The sequence below is a fragment of the Pseudomonas sp. D1-1 genome (assembly GCF_051132225.1).
Lineage (GTDB): Bacteria > Pseudomonadota > Gammaproteobacteria > Pseudomonadales > Pseudomonadaceae > Aquipseudomonas.
This window is the reverse complement of the sequence record NZ_CP071676.1, coordinates 3,427,121-3,443,763: the sequence shown is the minus strand read 5'-3', so window position 1 is coordinate 3,443,763 and position 16,643 is coordinate 3,427,121. Positions and strand designations below refer to the sequence as shown.

Annotated in this window: 13 protein-coding genes; 4 read left to right on the top strand and 9 right to left on the bottom strand. The window is 62.0% G+C overall.

Annotation, left to right across the window (positions count from 1 at the left end; translation table 11 throughout):
- Positions 1–99 precede the first annotated feature (99 nt).
- Positions 100–1,323: an arabinose transporter gene (locus tag J3P86_RS15430; protein ID WP_434698353.1), complete on the top strand. Its 1,224-nt coding sequence runs from the start codon at positions 100–102 to the stop codon at positions 1,321–1,323.
- Here J3P86_RS15430 and J3P86_RS15425 read toward each other — a convergent pair.
- Positions 1,320–1,952 carry a response regulator gene (locus J3P86_RS15425; protein ID WP_434698352.1) on the bottom strand — a complete coding sequence of 211 codons (633 nt, stop codon included), beginning with the start codon at positions 1,950–1,952 and terminating at the stop codon, positions 1,320–1,322. The genes J3P86_RS15430 and J3P86_RS15425 overlap by 4 nt on opposite strands.
- 31 nt (positions 1,953–1,983) lie before the next feature.
- Positions 1,984–3,345, bottom strand: coding sequence for a cache domain-containing protein (locus J3P86_RS15420; RefSeq protein WP_434601032.1), 1,362 nt, complete (start codon positions 3,343–3,345; stop codon positions 1,984–1,986).
- Between the two features lie 320 nt (positions 3,346–3,665).
- Here J3P86_RS15420 and J3P86_RS15415 point away from each other — a divergent pair, with 320 nt between their 5' ends.
- Both J3P86_RS15415 and J3P86_RS15410 read left to right on the top strand, forming a co-directional pair.
- Positions 3,666–5,726: a carbon starvation CstA family protein gene (locus tag J3P86_RS15415; protein WP_434573701.1), complete on the top strand. Its 2,061-nt coding sequence runs from the start codon at positions 3,666–3,668 to the stop codon at positions 5,724–5,726.
- Between the two features lie 15 nt (positions 5,727–5,741).
- Positions 5,742–5,939 carry a YbdD/YjiX family protein gene (locus tag J3P86_RS15410; protein WP_003182142.1) on the top strand — a complete coding sequence of 66 codons (198 nt, stop codon included), beginning with the start codon at positions 5,742–5,744 and terminating at the stop codon, positions 5,937–5,939.
- Between the two features lie 471 nt (positions 5,940–6,410).
- On the opposite strand, the gene J3P86_RS15405 is transcribed toward J3P86_RS15410, so the two are convergent.
- Entirely contained in the window at positions 6,411–8,207 is a 1,797-nt protein-coding gene (locus J3P86_RS15405) for a methyl-accepting chemotaxis protein (protein ID WP_434698351.1), read from the bottom strand.
- 355 nt (positions 8,208–8,562) lie between these two features.
- Between J3P86_RS15405 and J3P86_RS15400 the strand changes: the two genes are divergently transcribed.
- Positions 8,563–10,611 carry a TonB-dependent siderophore receptor gene (locus J3P86_RS15400; protein WP_434698350.1) on the top strand — a complete coding sequence of 683 codons (2,049 nt, stop codon included), beginning with the start codon at positions 8,563–8,565 and terminating at the stop codon, positions 10,609–10,611.
- 228 nt (positions 10,612–10,839) lie between these two features.
- Here the strand turns inward: J3P86_RS15400 and J3P86_RS15395 are convergent, their stop codons facing one another.
- The 6 genes from J3P86_RS15395 to J3P86_RS15370 are packed head-to-tail and all read right to left on the bottom strand — an operon-like array spanning position 10,840 to position 16,370.
- The gene (locus tag J3P86_RS15395; protein ID WP_434698349.1) at positions 10,840–11,883 is read right to left on the bottom strand and encodes an LLM class flavin-dependent oxidoreductase; all 1,044 of its coding nucleotides are present in this window, start codon (positions 11,881–11,883) and stop codon (positions 10,840–10,842) included.
- A 30-nt stretch (positions 11,884–11,913) separates the two neighbouring features.
- A complete protein-coding gene (locus tag J3P86_RS15390; RefSeq protein WP_434657263.1) occupies positions 11,914–12,399 on the bottom strand; it encodes a flavin reductase family protein in 486 nt (161 codons plus the stop codon).
- Between the two features lie 40 nt (positions 12,400–12,439).
- A complete protein-coding gene (locus J3P86_RS15385) occupies positions 12,440–13,591 on the bottom strand; it encodes an ABC transporter ATP-binding protein (RefSeq protein WP_434698348.1) in 1,152 nt (383 codons plus the stop codon).
- Positions 13,592–13,608: 17 nt separating this feature from the next.
- Complete coding sequence (locus tag J3P86_RS15380) at positions 13,609–14,418, bottom strand: ABC transporter permease (protein WP_003182131.1); 810 nt, start codon at positions 14,416–14,418, stop codon at positions 13,609–13,611.
- 6 nt (positions 14,419–14,424) lie between these two features.
- Positions 14,425–15,348 (bottom strand): ABC transporter permease, encoded by a 924-nt coding sequence (locus J3P86_RS15375; RefSeq protein ID WP_434631275.1) that lies wholly within the window; start codon positions 15,346–15,348, stop codon positions 14,425–14,427.
- Positions 15,345–16,370: an ABC transporter substrate-binding protein gene (locus tag J3P86_RS15370; protein WP_434698347.1), complete on the bottom strand. Its 1,026-nt coding sequence runs from the start codon at positions 16,368–16,370 to the stop codon at positions 15,345–15,347. The genes J3P86_RS15375 and J3P86_RS15370 overlap by 4 nt, the downstream gene beginning before the upstream one ends.
- Positions 16,371–16,643: the final 273 nt, after the last annotated feature.

The window sequence follows — 16,643 nt, the reverse complement described above, 5'->3', positions numbered from 1 at the left end:
CGGATTATTCGTATCTTGAATGCGACTAATTGATCGCATTCTAGTCGGCTGCACAGACGCCGTTCAACTTCACTTCGCTTCCTTTCCATGGGCAGGGTCATGACTCAAGAAAAACTTCATCTCGGCGCCGCATCGGCGCTCGGGGCAACCGTCGAGGCCAATCCGGCGCTCAAGCTGTTGCCGCTCACACTGACCGTGTTTGTCGGTTTCCTCACCATCGGCATGCAATTGCCGGTCTTGCCGCTGCACCTGCATGACACGCTGGGCATGGGCACGCTGGTGATTGGCCTGGTGGTCGGGGCACAGTTCGCCGCGGCGCTGCTGTCACGGGCCTGGGCCGGCAACTTTGCCGACCTGCGTGGCGGCAAGCGCGCGGTCATGGCCGGGCTGGTAACGGCCGCCGTTTCCGGGCTGGTCTATCTGCTTTCCCTGGCGTTCGTTGCCGAGCCGGTTACGTCGGTCTGGCTTTTGTCGGGCGGCCGCGTGCTGCTGGCGATCGGGGAAAGCCTCATCGTCACCGGAGCGATGGGCTGGGGCATCGGCCTGGTGGGGCCGCAGCATGCCGGCAAGGTCATGGCCTGGAACGGCATCGCCATGTACGGCGCCTACGCACTGGGTGCGCCGCTCGGTGTTGCGTTGAATGCCGGTTGGGGCTTCGTGGGCATCGTCCTGGCCTCGATGTTCGTGCCGCTGCTGGCCTTGGCGATTGTCGCCGGCGTGCGCGCCGTCGCCCCTACGGCGACCCGGCGTACACCGTTCTACAAGATGCTCGGCGCCGTCTGGGTTCCTGGCTTGGGGTTGGCGTTCTGCAGCGTCGGTTTTGGTGTTCTCACGGCGTTTATCGCCCTGTTGTTCGCGGCCCGGGAGTGGGGCAACGCTTCGTTGGCATTCACCGCGTTCGGCGTGGCGTTCATCGGTGCGCGGCTGCTGTTCGGGCACCTTCCGGACAAGATTGGTGGCGCCCGTGTGGCACTGGTCTGTGTGTTGATCGAAAGCGTTGGGCTGCTGCTGATCTGGAGCGCCGACAGCGCGACCAGCGCCTACCTGGGGGCGGCACTCACCGGTTTCGGTTATTCCCTGGCGTTTCCCGGTTTTGGCGTGGAGGCGGTGCGGCGCGCACCACCACAGGCTCGCGGTCTCGCCATGGGCGCCTATGTCGCCTTTCTCGATATTGCCCTGGGCATCACCAGCCCGCTGGCCGGCCTGCTGGCGAGTGGCTGGGGCATTGGTGCGGTTTACCTGGGCGGCGCCATCGCCGTGGCGCTGTCGTTTGTAGTGGCTTTGGTGTTGCTCGGAAGGCAGCCAGGCAAGCTCCCTCGCTAGCGGGAAACAAGTCCGTGATCGATCGCGTATTTCACCAGCGCCGCAGGCTTGTCGATATTGAGTTTGCGGCGGATGCTCAGGCGGTGGGTTTCGACGGTACGTACGCTGATGTCCAGTTCACGGGCCATTTCCTTGTTGTTGAGCCCCTCGACCATTTTCGCCAGGACCTGGCTCTCGCGCGGCGTCAGTTCGCTGTCGGTGTTCGGGTCGGTGGCGAGGCGCTGGGCGATCTCGGCGCTGTAGAAGGTGCCGCCGCCGATGATGGCTTCGATGGCGGCAATGATCTCTTTGGAAGGTGAATTCTTCAGCACGTAACCGCTGGCACCGGCGCGCACGGATTCACTGATGTACTCATGATTGTCGTACATGCTCAGGATGAGGATCTTCAAGCCGGGGTATTGCTTGCCCAGCAGCCGGGTCAGCTCGAGGCCGTTCATGTCCTTCAGGCCGATGTCCATCAGCAGCAGGTCCGGCTGGCAGCGCCCGACCATGTCGATCGCCTGCGCGCCGTTCTCCGCTTCGCCGACCACGTCCAGGCGAGACATGACGGACAGCAGCGCGCGAATACCATCACGAACCAGCGAGTGATCGTCGACCAGGGCGACGCGTATGGCGGGGGGCAGGGTCATGGGCAGGTGCTCTTGTGGAAATGAACGCGCATCAACTTTCCGTGGCCGACAGGGTCATGGGCAACAGGATATCCAGTTCGCTTCGTCCCGGAACCGAGGTCATTTCCAGCCGCCCGCCAAAATGCTCGACCCGTTCGCGGATATTACGCAGGCCGATGCCGGTGTGACCACGCTCGACCTGCGGGACGTTGAAGCCCATCCCGTCATCCACCACGGTCAGGCGCAGGGATTGGCCCGAACCGAACAGGGTGATGGCGACTCGTTTCGCCCCGGCGTGTCGCTCGATGTTGGTCAGCGCCTCCTGGGCAATCCGGAACAGCGAGACCGGGGCGCCGTTTTCCAGGCGACAGTCGAATTCGTTGCTTCGGTAGGACACTTCCAGGCCACTGCGCTGTTCGAATTCCGCCGCGAGCTGGCCGATGGCGGCGGGCAGGCCCAGGGTATCGAGCAACGAGGAACGCAAATCATGGGAAATGCTACGGATTTCACCGATCGCTTCGCCCAGTCGATCGGTCGCATTCTTCAAGATGCCGAGGCCATTTTCCTGGCCGTTCTCGATCACATGGCTGGCCAGTTCGAACTGGAACTTGATCGAAACCAACAGCTGGCTGATGCCGTCGTGGAGTTCGCGAGACACCCGCGAGCGCTCTTCCTCCTGCAAGCTGACGATACGCTGGTTCAAGCGCTGCAGTTTCTTGTCGGCCAGGCGATGCTCGCTGACATTGAGGGTGATGCCGCCGGCAAACACCAGCAGCACCGCGACCAACGCGATGGCGGCGATGGCCTGCATGGTGGTGTGGATGCCCTGGGCCACTTCGGCGCGAGCCTGCTGGGTGGCGCGTTCGACGTCTTCCAGGTAGATCCCGGTGCCCAGCATCCAGCCCCAACGATCAAGCATCACGACGTAGGCGAGCTTGTCGGTTACCTGGCCGGAGGAGGGCTTGTTCCAGGCATAGCGCTGAAAGCCTTCGCCTGATTCGGCGCTCTTGAGCAAGGCCTGGATGACGGGCAGGCCTTGAGGATCCTTCATGTCCCAGAGATATTGCCCCACCAGCTCCGACTGGCGGGCATGCATCAGGCTGCGACCCTGGCGGTCGTAGACGAAAAAATAACCGTTGATGCCAAAGCTGAGCTTGCGCAGTTCTTCCAGCACCTGCTGTTGTGCCCGCGCATCTCCCTGGCCGTCGTTGTACAACGGGGCGATCAGGCTCTGCGCCATCTCTACGTAGTTCTTCAGCTCGGCGCGTTTACTGGCCAGGATACTGTCTTCGATCAGCTGCGCCTGTTGGTCACCCAACTGGCGATTGAGCGAGATGACCAAGGCACCAATAACGGCAATCGCCAGGACCAGCGGCAGGATCCCGAGAGCGACGATCTTGTGTTTGAGCAGCATCTGTACTCCTGTCCGGATCCGGCGGGGAGGCGAATGGCGGCATCATATGCCAAACCCATGGGTGAAACATAAAACCTGTGGGAGCGAGCCTGTGTGGGAGCGAGCCTGCTCGCGAAGACGGTGTGTCAGGTAACGACAATGCTGACTGATCCGACGCCTTCGCGAGCAGGCTCGCTCCCACAGGGAGGAATTGGCATCTACGTAGTACTACGGATTTATTTATTGACGGCCAGCAGGGATATTGGGCCAGCTCCGAATTGCCGGGGCCACACTATAAAAACAATCGCCGCAATCCATTGGATATCGGCAGGAGACATGCAATGACAACCCGTCTGGTTAAACACCTCGCCTGGTTTGCCGTGGCTGTTCTGGGAGCGTGTGCGTTGAGCGTCGTGGCCCTGCGCCGCGGAGAGCCGATCAACGCCCTCTGGATCGTCGTCGCGGCCGTGGCCATCTACCTGGTCGCCTACCGCTACTACAGCCTCTTCATCGCCAACAACGTGATGCAACTCGATGCGCGCCGGGCCACGCCCGCCGTGCTCAACAACGATGGCCTGGACTACGTCCCGACCAACAAACACATCCTTTTCGGCCACCACTTCGCGGCCATTGCCGGCGCGGGGCCGCTGGTCGGGCCGGTGCTGGCGGCGCAGATGGGCTATCTGCCCGGCACGCTCTGGCTGATCGCCGGCGTGGTGCTGGCCGGTGCGGTGCAGGACTTCATGGTCCTGTTCCTGTCGACCCGCCGCAACGGTCGCTCGCTGGGCGACATGGTGCGCGAGGAAATGGGCCGCATCCCCGGCACCATCGCGCTGTTCGGCTGCTTCCTGATCATGATCATCATCCTCGCGGTGCTGGCGCTGATCGTGGTCAAGGCCCTGGCCGAGAGCCCGTGGGGCATCTTCACGGTGATGGCGACCATCCCGATCGCGATGTTCATGGGCATCTACATGCGCTACATCCGCCCGGGCCGCATCGGTGAAATCTCGCTCATCGGCGTGCTGTTGCTGCTCGGTTCGATCTGGCTGGGCGGGCAGATCGCCGCCGACCCGGTCTGGGCCAAGGCCTTCACCTTCACCGGGATCCAGATCACCTGGATGCTGATCGGCTACGGCTTTGTCGCCGCGGTGCTGCCGGTGTGGCTGATCCTGGCGCCACGGGACTACCTGTCGACCTTCCTCAAGATCGGCACCATTATCGCCCTGGCGATCGGCATCCTGGTGACCATGCCCGAGCTGAAAATGCCGGCGCTGACCCAGTTCACCGACGGCACCGGACCGGTGTGGAAGGGCGGTCTGTTTCCGTTCCTGTTCATCACCATCGCCTGCGGCGCGGTCTCGGGTTTCCACGCGCTGATCTCCTCAGGCACCACGCCCAAGCTGCTGGATAACGAAACCAACGCGCGCTACATCGGTTACGGCGGCATGCTGATGGAGTCGTTCGTGGCGATCATGGCGATGGTCGCGGCCTCGGTGATCGAGCCGGGCGTGTACTTCGCCATGAACAGCCCGGCGGCGATCGTCGGCACCGACGTGGTGGCCGTGGCCCAGACCGTCAGCAGTTGGGGTTTTGCAATCACCCCCGACGCGCTGCAAGCGGTGGCCAAGGACATCGGCGAGACCACCATCCTGGCCCGTGCCGGCGGTGCGCCGACCCTGGCGGTGGGTATCGCGCAGATCCTCCACTCGGTGCTGCCGGGTGAGAACACCATGGCGTTCTGGTACCACTTCGCGATCCTGTTCGAAGCGCTGTTCATCCTCACCGCGGTAGACGCCGGCACCCGTGCCGGGCGGTTCATGCTGCAGGACCTGCTCGGCTCGTTCGTCCCGGCCCTCAAGCGCACCGAATCGTGGACCGCCAACCTGATCGCCACCGCCGGCTGCGTCGCGCTGTGGGGTTACTTGCTGTATCAGGGCGTGATCGATCCGCTGGGCGGCATCAACACCTTGTGGCCGCTGTTCGGCATCTCCAACCAGATGCTGGCCGGTATCGCGCTGATGCTCGCCACCGTGGTGCTGATCAAGATGAAGCGCCAGCGCTACGTCTGGGTCACGCTGCTGCCGGCCAGCTGGCTGCTGATCTGCACCACCACCGCAGGCCTGATCAAGCTGTTCGACGCCAACCCGGCGATCGGCTTCCTGGCCCTGGCGCGCAAATACAACGATGCCCTGGCCGCCGGCCAGATCCTGGCCCCGGCCAAGAGCATCGAGCAGATGCAGCACGTGGTGTTCAACGCCTACACCAACGCAACGCTGACGGTGTTGTTCCTGTTCGTGGTCTTCAGCATCCTGTTCTACGCGCTCAAGGTCGGCATCGCCGCCTGGGGCACGAAAGAACGCACGGACAAGGAAGCGCCATTCCAGGCGCTGCCGGACGCTTGACAGGGGATTGCAACGATGTTCAATGACTTGAGTCGCCTCGGTAAATACCTCGGTCAGGCCGCCCGCCTGATGGTCGGCATGCCCGACTACGACAACTACGTCGAGCACATGCAAACCAAGCACCCCGACAAGCCGATGATGGACTACGAGGCGTTCTTCCGAGAACGCCAGGAAGCCCGTTACGGTGGCAAGGGTGGCCCCAAATGCTGTTGAACTGAAGTAATCCCCTGTGGGAGCGAGCCTGCTCGCGATAGCGGAGTGTCAGTCAAGGATGATGTCGACTGACCTGACGCCTTCGCGAGCAAGCTCGCTCCCACAGTTGTTTTGGGTTGGACCCAGGATTTGCATGCGCCACAGATGCCCTTGTGGGAGCGAGCCTGCTCGCGAAAGCGGAGTGTCAGTCGATGAAGATGTCGACTGACCTGACGCCTTCGCGAGCAGGCTCGCTCCCACAGTTGTTTTCGGTTGGACCCAGGATTTGCATGTGCCACAGATGCCCTTGTGGGGCAGACTCAGGATTGTATGTGCGCAGAAAGGCCAATGTGGCGAGGGAGCTTGCTCCCGCTGGCGTGCGCAGCAGGCCCCGGCGGTTCTTCAGGCTGACCGCATCGCCCGTCTTGCGACTGCTGCGCAGCCGAGCGGGAGCAAGCTCCCTCGCCACAATTGTCTGGCTTGATCCTTTGATCAGTCAGCCAGCAACACCGCCGCATCAAACCCCACCCGCAGGTTGCCCCAGTGACGGCCGCCGAAGAAGAACGGTACGTCGATCTCGGTCATGATTTCCCCGGTGTCGCGCAGGTAGGTCTGGAGCAGGAAGCGCTGGACGTTGCCCGCCGCACGCAGGCCGATAGGGTCGTTGAAGATCCGCTTGTTGCGGCACACCGGCAGGTCGACCGCGCGGTCGCCAGTGGGTTGCTTGGACACCCAGCTGTTGTTGACCGGGCAATAGCCCTTCGTATCGACGATGAACGAGACCTTGCCGCCCGGCGTGCTGCGGGTCAGCTTGTCGCATTCTTCCTGGCAGACCCGGGCGAAGCGTTCGGTGTAGCTGGCCATGTATTGCTTGGGATCGGTACCCGGGATCAGCTGGTAATTCTGGTCGAACAGGTTGACGCCTTGTTCCTGTAGCGCCTGCAGCTGAACCTGCAGCGTGTCGCGGCATTCGCTGGCGCGGGTGATGGCCGCGTCCAGCTTGCCGTGGCCGAGCACGAAGCGGCCCAGCAGCGTCTGGACCTTCTCGGCAACACCGGACAGATCGCGGGTGGCGGTCGCCGACTGCTGCATGCGCTGGTCGATCGACTGGCTGTCGGCATGGATCTGGGTGACGCGTTCGTTGATACCGGTGTTGGAGTCGGCGAACTGCTGGATGTGGTCGGCGATATCCGCCAGTTTGCCGTTGGTGGACTCGAAGTCGACGATCATGCTCTCGAAATGGCCAGAGGCGCGTTCCACTACCTTCTGGGTTTCCCGGGCGCTGTGGCTGATCTGGGTGGTCTGCTCGTGGGTGGAGCTGACCTCCTGGAGCATCGCGTCGATGTTGCGCGAAATATCGTCGGTAGCCCGGCTGACGTTTTGCGCCAGGGTGCGCACTTCATCGGCGACCACGGCGAAGCCACGGCCACTTTCCCCGGCGCGCGCCGCTTCGATGGCGGCGTTGAGTGCCAGCAGGTTGGTCTGGGCGGAAATCTGCTGGATCAGCCCGACGATGGATTTGATGCTCGACGAACGCTGGTTCAGCGCGTCCACCAGCGTGGCGAATTCACCCAGGCTGCTGGAGATCTCGCTGATGTTGCCGGTCACTTCCAGCAACTCGGCATAGGAATCGCGGGCCATGTTCAGGTTCTGCGCGGTGGTGCTGGAGATGCCCTGGGTCTGGCGCGAGACTTCTTCGATACGGCCCACGGCGGTGTTGCTCTGGTCCATCACTTCCTTGGCGAAGCGCGCCTGGTGGGTCGCGCTGTCGCTGGAGTCGCTGATGTTCTTCAATGAACGGGCCGACTCCACGGCAATGTGCACCGTCAAGGCCTGGACGTTGCTGATGATCTCGCGCTGCTTGGCCAGGAAGCGGTTGCAGGTGGCGGCCAGCGTGCGGATCTCGTCATGGGTGACCAGCGGCAAGTCCTTGGACAAATCGCCTTCGCCGTTGGCGATCTCTTCCAGCGCCTTGGTCATCACAGTGACGGGGCGCACGATGAGGTGGCGGAAATACCAGACCATGAAGCTGATCATGCCGAACGTCAGGAGCGCGCCGAAGAGCAGGGCATGGGTGAGGCTGTCGAGGCGATCTTCGATCTGGCCCAGCAGCGCGGCGTCCAGTTGGGCCGTGCGCAACTGCACGAGAATATCGGCCCGGGCACTGACGGCGACCCAGTACAGCAGGCCACTGACGACGACCAGCAGGAAAAGGCTTGAAAGCTTTTTGGTGAGGGTATCGAAGAATTGCATCTCGATAGACTCGTACAAGGCCTTTAACGTCTGCATGCCGCTGCTCCTGGGCAAAAAAATCACTGAATGGAATACATTCGACCGCTGACGCCAAAGCTTTAGGGTAGCAGGGCGATTTGATATCACTTTGTGGGAGCGAGCTTGCTCGCGAAGGCGCAGGTACAGCCAGCATCAATGCTGGCAGACCCACCGCTTTCGCGAGCAGGCTCGCTCCTACAGGGTGTATAGCGCTATCAATTTGATACAAAAGATTTACTGGGAATGATTCTCAAAGTATATTCGCTCTCATTCACATCCCCCCCATGAGTGCAGCGTCTTGAATCGTTCCACCCCCCTCGCTTACCGCAATGCCCTCGTCAAATGTGTTTTACCTGCGCTGTCCTGCTGTTTCATGGCAAGCCCCTTGAAGGCCCAGGACACCCTTGAACTGCCCACCACGGATGTGCAAGGCAGTCGGATCATTCAGGACGAAGGCTACACGGCGACGCAAGCCAGCACGGCGAGCAAGAGCGATGTACCGATCAAGGAAGAGGCGCAGTCGATCAACGTGGTGACCCAGCAGACCCTGGCGGACTACCAGGTGCGCTCGCTGAACGACGCGATGAAGTTCGTCAGCGGCGTCAGCCAGGGCAACACCCTGGGGGGCTCCCGGGACTCGCTGGTCAAGCGCGGTTTTGGCACCAACGATGACGGTTCGATCCTGCGCGATGGTGTGCGTTCGAACCTGGGCCATAACTTCAGCGCCACCACTGAGCGAGTCGAAGTGCTCAAGGGCCCGGCCTCTATGTTGTACGGCGCGCTGGAACCGGGTGGCCTGATCAACGTCATCAGCAAGAAGCCCGAATACACCCAGAGCACCACATTGAGCGGTTCCGCCTACAGCGAGGGCGGCGGCACCATGGCCCTGGACACCACCGGGCCGTTGGGCGACACCGGGTTGGCCTATCGCCTGATCGCCGAACGCGGCCATGAGGATTACTGGCGCAACTACGGCGTCAACGAGAGCACGCTGGTGGCGCCATCGCTGGCCTGGACCGGTGAGCGTGCTTCGTTGAACCTGAGTTATGAGTACAACGAATATTCCAACCCGTTTGACCGTGGCACGGTGTTCAAGAATGGGCATCCGGCCGACATCGACTATGACAAGCGCCTGGACGAGCCTTGGGCCAAGAGCATCGGGATCCGCGAGACGGCCACCGCGCGGTTCGAGTACGAGTTGAGCGAGGCGTGGAAAACCCGGGTGACCTACGGCTGGAACAATGACCGCTACAGTCTTGCGATTGCCCAGCCCAACTCGCTGGTCGGCAATACTCTGCGGCGAGCCGCCAACGGCGCTCACTACGATGATGAAACCCGTTACGCCAGTTGGGATTTCATCGGCAAGCAGGAGCTGTTCGGCCAGCGCCATGACCTGCTGGTCGGTGCCGATAATCAGGTGTCTGACCAGTACCGTGGCAAGACCTACCGCGGGCCAGTGCGGGGCGGCTTCGATATCACGGCGCCGGTGTACGGAGGTTTGGCGCAGCCCAGCGTCATCAACCCCGCCCAGAGCAACCTGAGTAACCAGCTGACGTCCAGCTCGGTGTACCTGAAGGACAACTGGCACTTGGATGATCGCTGGATTCTGGTCTTTGGTGGTCGTTATCAACACTACGATCAGTTCAGCAAGCAAGGGTCGATCACGAGCGTGCCGGTTCGCGACGACAACGGCGATGCCTTCGTGCCGTTCCTGGGCCTGGTCTACAAGGCCACCGAGGACCTGTCGCTGTATGGCAACTACAGTCGTTCGTTCAAGCCCAACGATACCGTGGATGACAACCTCAGCACCTTCAAGCCGGAAGAGGGCCGCAGCTACGAAATCGGGGCCAAGTACGATCCGCTGCCGGGGCTGAATATTAATCTAGCGTTGTTCGATATCGTCAAGAAGAACGTCGTCACTACCACCCTGGTCGGCGGGCAGAACATCGCCGAAGCCGCCGGCAAGGTCGGCTCCCAAGGCCTTGAGCTGGACATCACCGGACGTTTGGCCGAGCGGTGGGACTTGATCGGCACCTACGCCTACACCCACACCGAAATACTGGATGATCCAAGAAACGAAGGTCACCGTCTGGCCGATGCTCCCAAGCACACCGCCAGCCTGTACCTCAGCCACCATCTGAACGTGCCGGCCGAATTCGGCGCCTGGCACGCCGGGGCCGGAGCGCGGTATGTCGGTGAACGCGCCGCCAACAACGCCAACGATTTCTGGCTCAGCAGCTACACCGTCGCCGACGCGTTCCTGCGCTGGGAGTCGCCGGTGTTCGGACAAAAGACCTCGTTGCAGTTGAACGTCGACAACCTCTTCGACAAGCAGTACTACCCGTCGTCTACCGGGAGCCAGTTGCAGGTCAACGTCGGCGAGCCGCGTACTGCCAGATTGAGCGCCAGCGTGACGTTCTGATCGCAGTGCTTGAATAAAAATGCCCGGGCATTGATGTCCGGGCATTTTTGTCTCTGCTTAAGGCCGCCATCGCGAGCAAGCTCGCTCCCACAGTTTTTTGGGGGCTCTCAAGATTTGCGTATACCACCGATCCCCTTGTGGGAGCGAGCTTGCTCGCGAAAGCGGAGCGTCAGTAAACAATGATCTGACTGACCCGACGCCTTCGCGAGCAAGCCCGCTCCCACAGGATCAGCGAAACGCTGGAACCACCTGTTGGATGAACAACTCCAGGGATTTTTTCTTCTCGGCATGCGGCAAGCTGTTGTCGCACCAGAAGCTGAACTCGTCCACGCCCAGTTCCTGGTAGTACTTGATCCGTTCGATGATCTCTTGCGGCGTGCCGATCATGGTGTTCTTGCGGATGTTCTCCAGCTGAAACTCCGGGCGCTCGGCGAATTTTTCTTCCGGGCTTGGCGCCAGGAAACCGTTGACCGGCACCTGCTTGTTGCCGAACCAGGCATCGAAGGTGCGATAGAACTTCGAGATTGCCTGGGCACCGATCTTCCAGCCCTCGGGATCGTCCTCGGCGTGCACATGGGTGTGGCGCAGCACCATCAATTGCGGACGTGGCACGTCGGGATTGTTGTCCAGGGCGGCCTGGAATTTGTTCTTCAGGTCTTGGACTTCTTCATCGCCTTTCATCAAAGGCGTGACCATCACGTTGCAGCCATTGGCGACGGCGAAGTTGTGCGAGTCAGGGTCGCGGGCGGCGATCCACATCGGCGGATGAGGCTTGCGGATGGGCTTGGGCACGCAGGTGGAAGTGGGGAATTTCCAGATCTCGCCGTCGTGGGCGTAGTCGCCTTGCCACAGGGCGCGCACCACCGGGACCATTTCCCGCAATGCCTGGCCGCCGGAGGAGGCAGGCATGCCGCCGGCCATGCGGTCGAATTCCACCTGATAGGCACCCCGGGCCAGCCCGACTTCCATGCGGCCGTTGCTGATAACGTCGAGCAACGCGCATTCGCCAGCCACTCGCAGCGGGTGCCAGAACGGCGCGATGATGGTGCCGGCGCCGAGGTGAATGGTCGTGGTCTTGCCGGCCAGGTACGCCAGCAGCGGCATCGGGCTTGGCGAAATGGTGTATTCCATGGCGTGGTGTTCGCCGATCCACACGGTACTGAAACCGCCGGCTTCGGCCATCAGCGTCAGCTCGCTGAGGTCTTCGAACAACTGGCGATGGCTGACGCTTTCGTCCCAGCGCTCCATGTGTACGAACAGGGAAAATTTCATGGCGCTTTCTCTTTATTGTTGACGATCGGTTCAGGCGAGGACGGGCAGGGCGCCCATCTTGCCGTGGCAATAAACCAGCGGCCCCGGTGTGTGTTGCGGCACGATCAGGTTCTTCACGGCGCCGACCATGATGGCGTGGTCGCCACCCTCGTATTCACGCCACAGTTCGCATTCGATGATGGCGGTGGCGTTGCTCAACAACGGATTGCCCAGCTCGCTCAAGGTCCATTCGATGCCCTGGGCCTTGTCCTTGCCTTTGCGGGCGAACGCGTAGGCTTCGTTCTGCTGGCCGCCGGAAAGCACGTGGATGGCGAAGCGTTTGTTCCGGATCAGCAGCGGGTAGGAATCGGAGCTGTAGTTGGGGCAGAACAGCACCAGGGCCGGGTCCATCGACAATGAACTGAAGGCGCTGGCGGTCAACCCGACGATTTGTCCGTCATCGTCCAGCGTGGTGATCACCGTCACCCCGGACGGGAACGAACCCATGACTTGTTTGTAGAGGTTGGCATCGATCATTTCGCAGTCCTCGCACGCAGGCGGTTATGACGCAGTATTCTCAGTGGGCGCCGGCGGCCTTGTTCAGGTCGCTCTCGGCCCATTGGGTGTAGACGCAGGCATCGGCGGCGGCCCAGCGCACCCGCACCGGGTCGCCGGCCTTGAGCGGCATGCCGGCGGCGGACAGTGCCTTGACGGTCATGTGAGTGCCGCCGGACGTCACCACGCTGCAGGTCTGGCTTTCGCCAAGAAAAAGCACCTCCACGACCTTGGCCGAGACTTCGTTCCAGCCGGCGGGCAGGGTGTCCTGGGTCGCCTGCTCGACACTCAGGGCCAGGGCTTTTTCCGGGCGGACCATCAGCAGCACGTCCTGGTCGGTTTGCAGGCCGGTGGTCAGGCGGATCGACAGTGACTGGCCTTCGAAGGTCGCCGCGGCATTGCCCTGGGCCTTGAGCTTGAGGAAGTTGGAGTTGCCCAGGAACGAGGCGACAAAGGCATTCGGTGGATTCTGGTAGAGGTCGTAGCCACTGCCCAGGCCGACGATCTTGCCGTGGCTGAAGATCGCGATGCGCTGGGACAGGCGCATGGCTTCTTCTTGGTCGTGCGTGACGTAGACGATGGTGATGCCCAGCCGGCGGTGCAACTGGCGCAGTTCGTCCTGCAAATCTTCGCGCAGCTTTTTGTCCAGCGCGCCGAGAGGTTCGTCCATCAGCAGGATGCGCGGTTCATAGACCAGCGCCCGGGCAATTGCCACGCGCTGTTGTTGTCCGCCGGACAGTTGCGAAGGGCGCCGATGGGCGAACTCTCCCAATTGCACCAGCTTGAGCATGGCATCGACCCGGCGCTCGCGCTCGGCGCTGGCCAGTTTGCGGATCGCCAGCGGGAAGGCGATGTTGTCGCGCACCGACAGATGAGGGAACAACGAATAGCGCTGGAACACCATGCCGATGTCGCGCTTGTGCGGCGGCACGTTGACCAGGGATTTGCCATCCACCAGGATCTCGCCGCTGCTGGGGGTTTCGAAACCGGCCAGCATCGACAGGGTGGTGCTCTTGCCCGAGCCGCTGGAGCCGAGGAAGGTCAGGAATTCACCGTCCTGGATCTCCAGGGATATATTGTCCACGGCGGCAAAGTCGCCGTAGTGCTTGTTCAGGTTGCGCAGGCTGACCAGGGTCTTGTTGTTCTGCTGTGCGGGGTCTTTGACGGCACTCATCGTGTTCTCCTAGGCGCTCAAGCGCTGATTTCGTTGCGCCGGCGCAGGGCGGCGGCGATCACCATTACCAGCACCGAGAGACCGATCAGCAGCGTCGAAGCGACGGCGATCACAGGCGTCAGGTCCTGGCGCAAAGTGGTCCACATTTTTACCGGCAAGGTCTGCAGGGTCGGGCTGGCCATCATCACGCTCAGCACCACCTCGTCCCACGACACCAGGAATGCGAACAAGGCGCCGGCGACCATGCCCGGGCGAATCGCCGGGAACGTCACCTTGAACACCGCTTGCAGGCGCGAGGCGCCGCAGATCACCGCTGCGTCCTCGATGGATTGGTCAAACAGTTTGAGCGAGTTGATGATCGAGATGATGGTGAACGGCAGCGCGACGATCACATGGCTGACCACGAAGGCAAACATCGTCCCGGTGTAGCCGAGTTTCAGGAACAGCGCGTAGACCGCCACGGCGATGATCACCAGCGGCACGATCATCGGCAGGGTGAACAAGCCGTAGAGCATTTCCCGGCCGGGGAAGCGCCCGCGCACCAGAGCAAACGCGGTAGGCAGGCCCAGGGCCACGGCGCAGACGGTGGTCAGCACCGCGACCTTGAGGCTGGTCAGCGCGGCGCTCATCCAGTCCGGGTTGGAGAAGAACTGGCCGTACCATTTGAAGGTCCAGCCCGGCGGCGGAAATACCAGCCACTGCGACGAGCCGAACGACAGCAGCACGATGAACACGATGGGCAGCAGCAGGAACAGCGCGATCAGCCCGGTGGTGAAATACAGGCCGAACCGCATGCGTCGGCTCATGGCATTGGGAGTCAGGAGCATGACGGCTTACCTCGCGTTGCTGGCGCCCACCGGGGATTCCGGCTGGAGCTTCAGATAGAAGTAGAACAACACCAGGGTGATCGCCACCAACAAGGCAGCACCGGCACTGGCCAGGCCCCAGTTGAGGAACGACTGCACCTGCTGGATGATGAATTCCGGCAGCATCATGTTCTGCGCGCCGCCCAGCAGGGCCGGGGTCACGTAGTAACCGAGGGACATGACGAAGACCATCAGCCCGCCGGAGAACAGCCCCGGCCGGCACAGCGGCAGGAACACCCGGAAGAAGTTGGTCCAGGGGCTGGCGCCGCAGATGGAACCGGCCTGCAGGATCATCGGGTCGATGGCTTGCATGGTCGCCTGCAGCGGCAGGACGATAAACGGGATCATGATGTAGCTCATGCCGATCACCACGCCGGTGAGGTTGTGCACCATCTCCAGCGGCTGGTCGATGATGCCCAGGGCCATCAATGCCTTGTTCACAACGCCCGAGGCCTGCAACAGCACCAGCCAGGAATAGGTGCGGGCCAGCAGGCTGGTCCACATCGACAGCAGCACGATGTTCAACATCCAGCGGCCCCAGCCACGGGGCACCAGGGTGATGGCCCAGGCCAGCGGGAAGCCCAGCAGCAGGCTGAACAACGTCACCAGCCCGGCCACCGAGAAGGTGTTGAACAACACCCGGGCGTAAGCCGAATTGGCGAACAGCTGCTCGTAGTTGCCCAGGCCCGGCACGGGTTCCAGCACGCCGCGCAGCAGCAGGCCGATCAGTGGCGCCAGGAAGAACAGGCCGAGGAACAGCAGCGCAGGAATCAGGTTGCCGGCGCCGCGCCAGCGCTGCATCAACGACGGCGTCTGCTTGCGCGCCACGGCCGGACCGGCAGCGCCGACGGCGCCCCCGGTGCGAGGGGTTGCCGCTGCCGCCATTTTCATTTGACCAGCCATTCATTCCACCGTGTCGCGATGTCCTGACCGTTCTTGGCCCAGTACGCAAAATCCAGCGTGATCTGATCCTTGGCGTAGGCGGTCGGCAGGTTGGGGGCGAGCACCGAATCCAGGCGCGCGATGCTGTCAACGTTGACGGGGGCGTAGGCGGTCAGGTTGGAGAAGTCTGCCTGACCCTTGGCGCTGCTGGCGTTGGCCAGGAACTTCATGGCGGCGGCCTTGTTTTTCGCACCTTTCGGGATAACCAGGATGTCGGCCATGACCAGATTCTGCTTCCAGCTCACGCCGACGGGCGCGCCGTCCTGTTGCAAGGCATAGATCCGACCGTTCCAGAACTGGCCGATGCTGGCCTCGCCGGACGCCAGCAATTGCTGGGACTGGGCGCCGCCGCCCCACCAGACGATGTCTTTCTTGATGGTGTCGAGTTTCTTGAAGGCGCGGTCCAGGTCCAGCGGATAGAGCTTGTCCTGCGCCACGCCATCGGCCAGCAGGGCCAGTTCCAGCACGCCAGGGCTTGGCCATTTGTAGAGGGCGCGCTTGCCGGGGTAGGTCTTGGTGTCGAACAGCGCGGACCAATCCGTTGGCTTGCCCGAACCGAGCTTGCCTTCGTTGTAGCCGAGTACGAAGGAGAAATAGAACGAGCCGACACCGTGGTCGGAGACGAAACGCGGGTCGATCTTGTCGCGTTGGATGACCGAAAAATCGAGGGGTTCGAGCAGGCCTTCGGCGGCGGCGCGCAAGGCGAAGTCTGCCTCGACGTCGACCACGTCCCATTGCACGTTGCCGCTTTCGACCATGGCCTTGAGTTTGCCGTAGTCGGTCGGGCCATCCTGGACCACGGTGATGCCGCTGGCCTTGCTGAATGGATCGGCCCAGGCCTGCTTCTGCGCGTCCTGGGTGCTGCCGCCCCAACTGACGAAGTTGACGCTTTCAGCGGCTATCGTCGCCTGGCTGGTGACACTCAGCAGGCCGGCAAAAAGAATTGCGGCTGCACTTTTCTTCAACACCATGTTCACGCCCTCATTGTTGTGTTTATTGAGTGGGCTTCTGTTCGCCCACTTATCGGGAGCTTTGGGTCAAGCGGGTCTTGCAAGTGACCGCGCCAGGGTAGGCAGAAGCGTTCGGTCGATGGAATATCATATTATGGTATTCCAAACTTTCTGCAAGGGTTTTGCCGTACCGGCTATCTGCCTGACGCGGATTTTTCCTATGTCCATGAACCTTGTGGGAGCGAGCTTGCTCGCGATAGCGGTTTGTCAGTCGCCATTGATGTCGACAGGTCC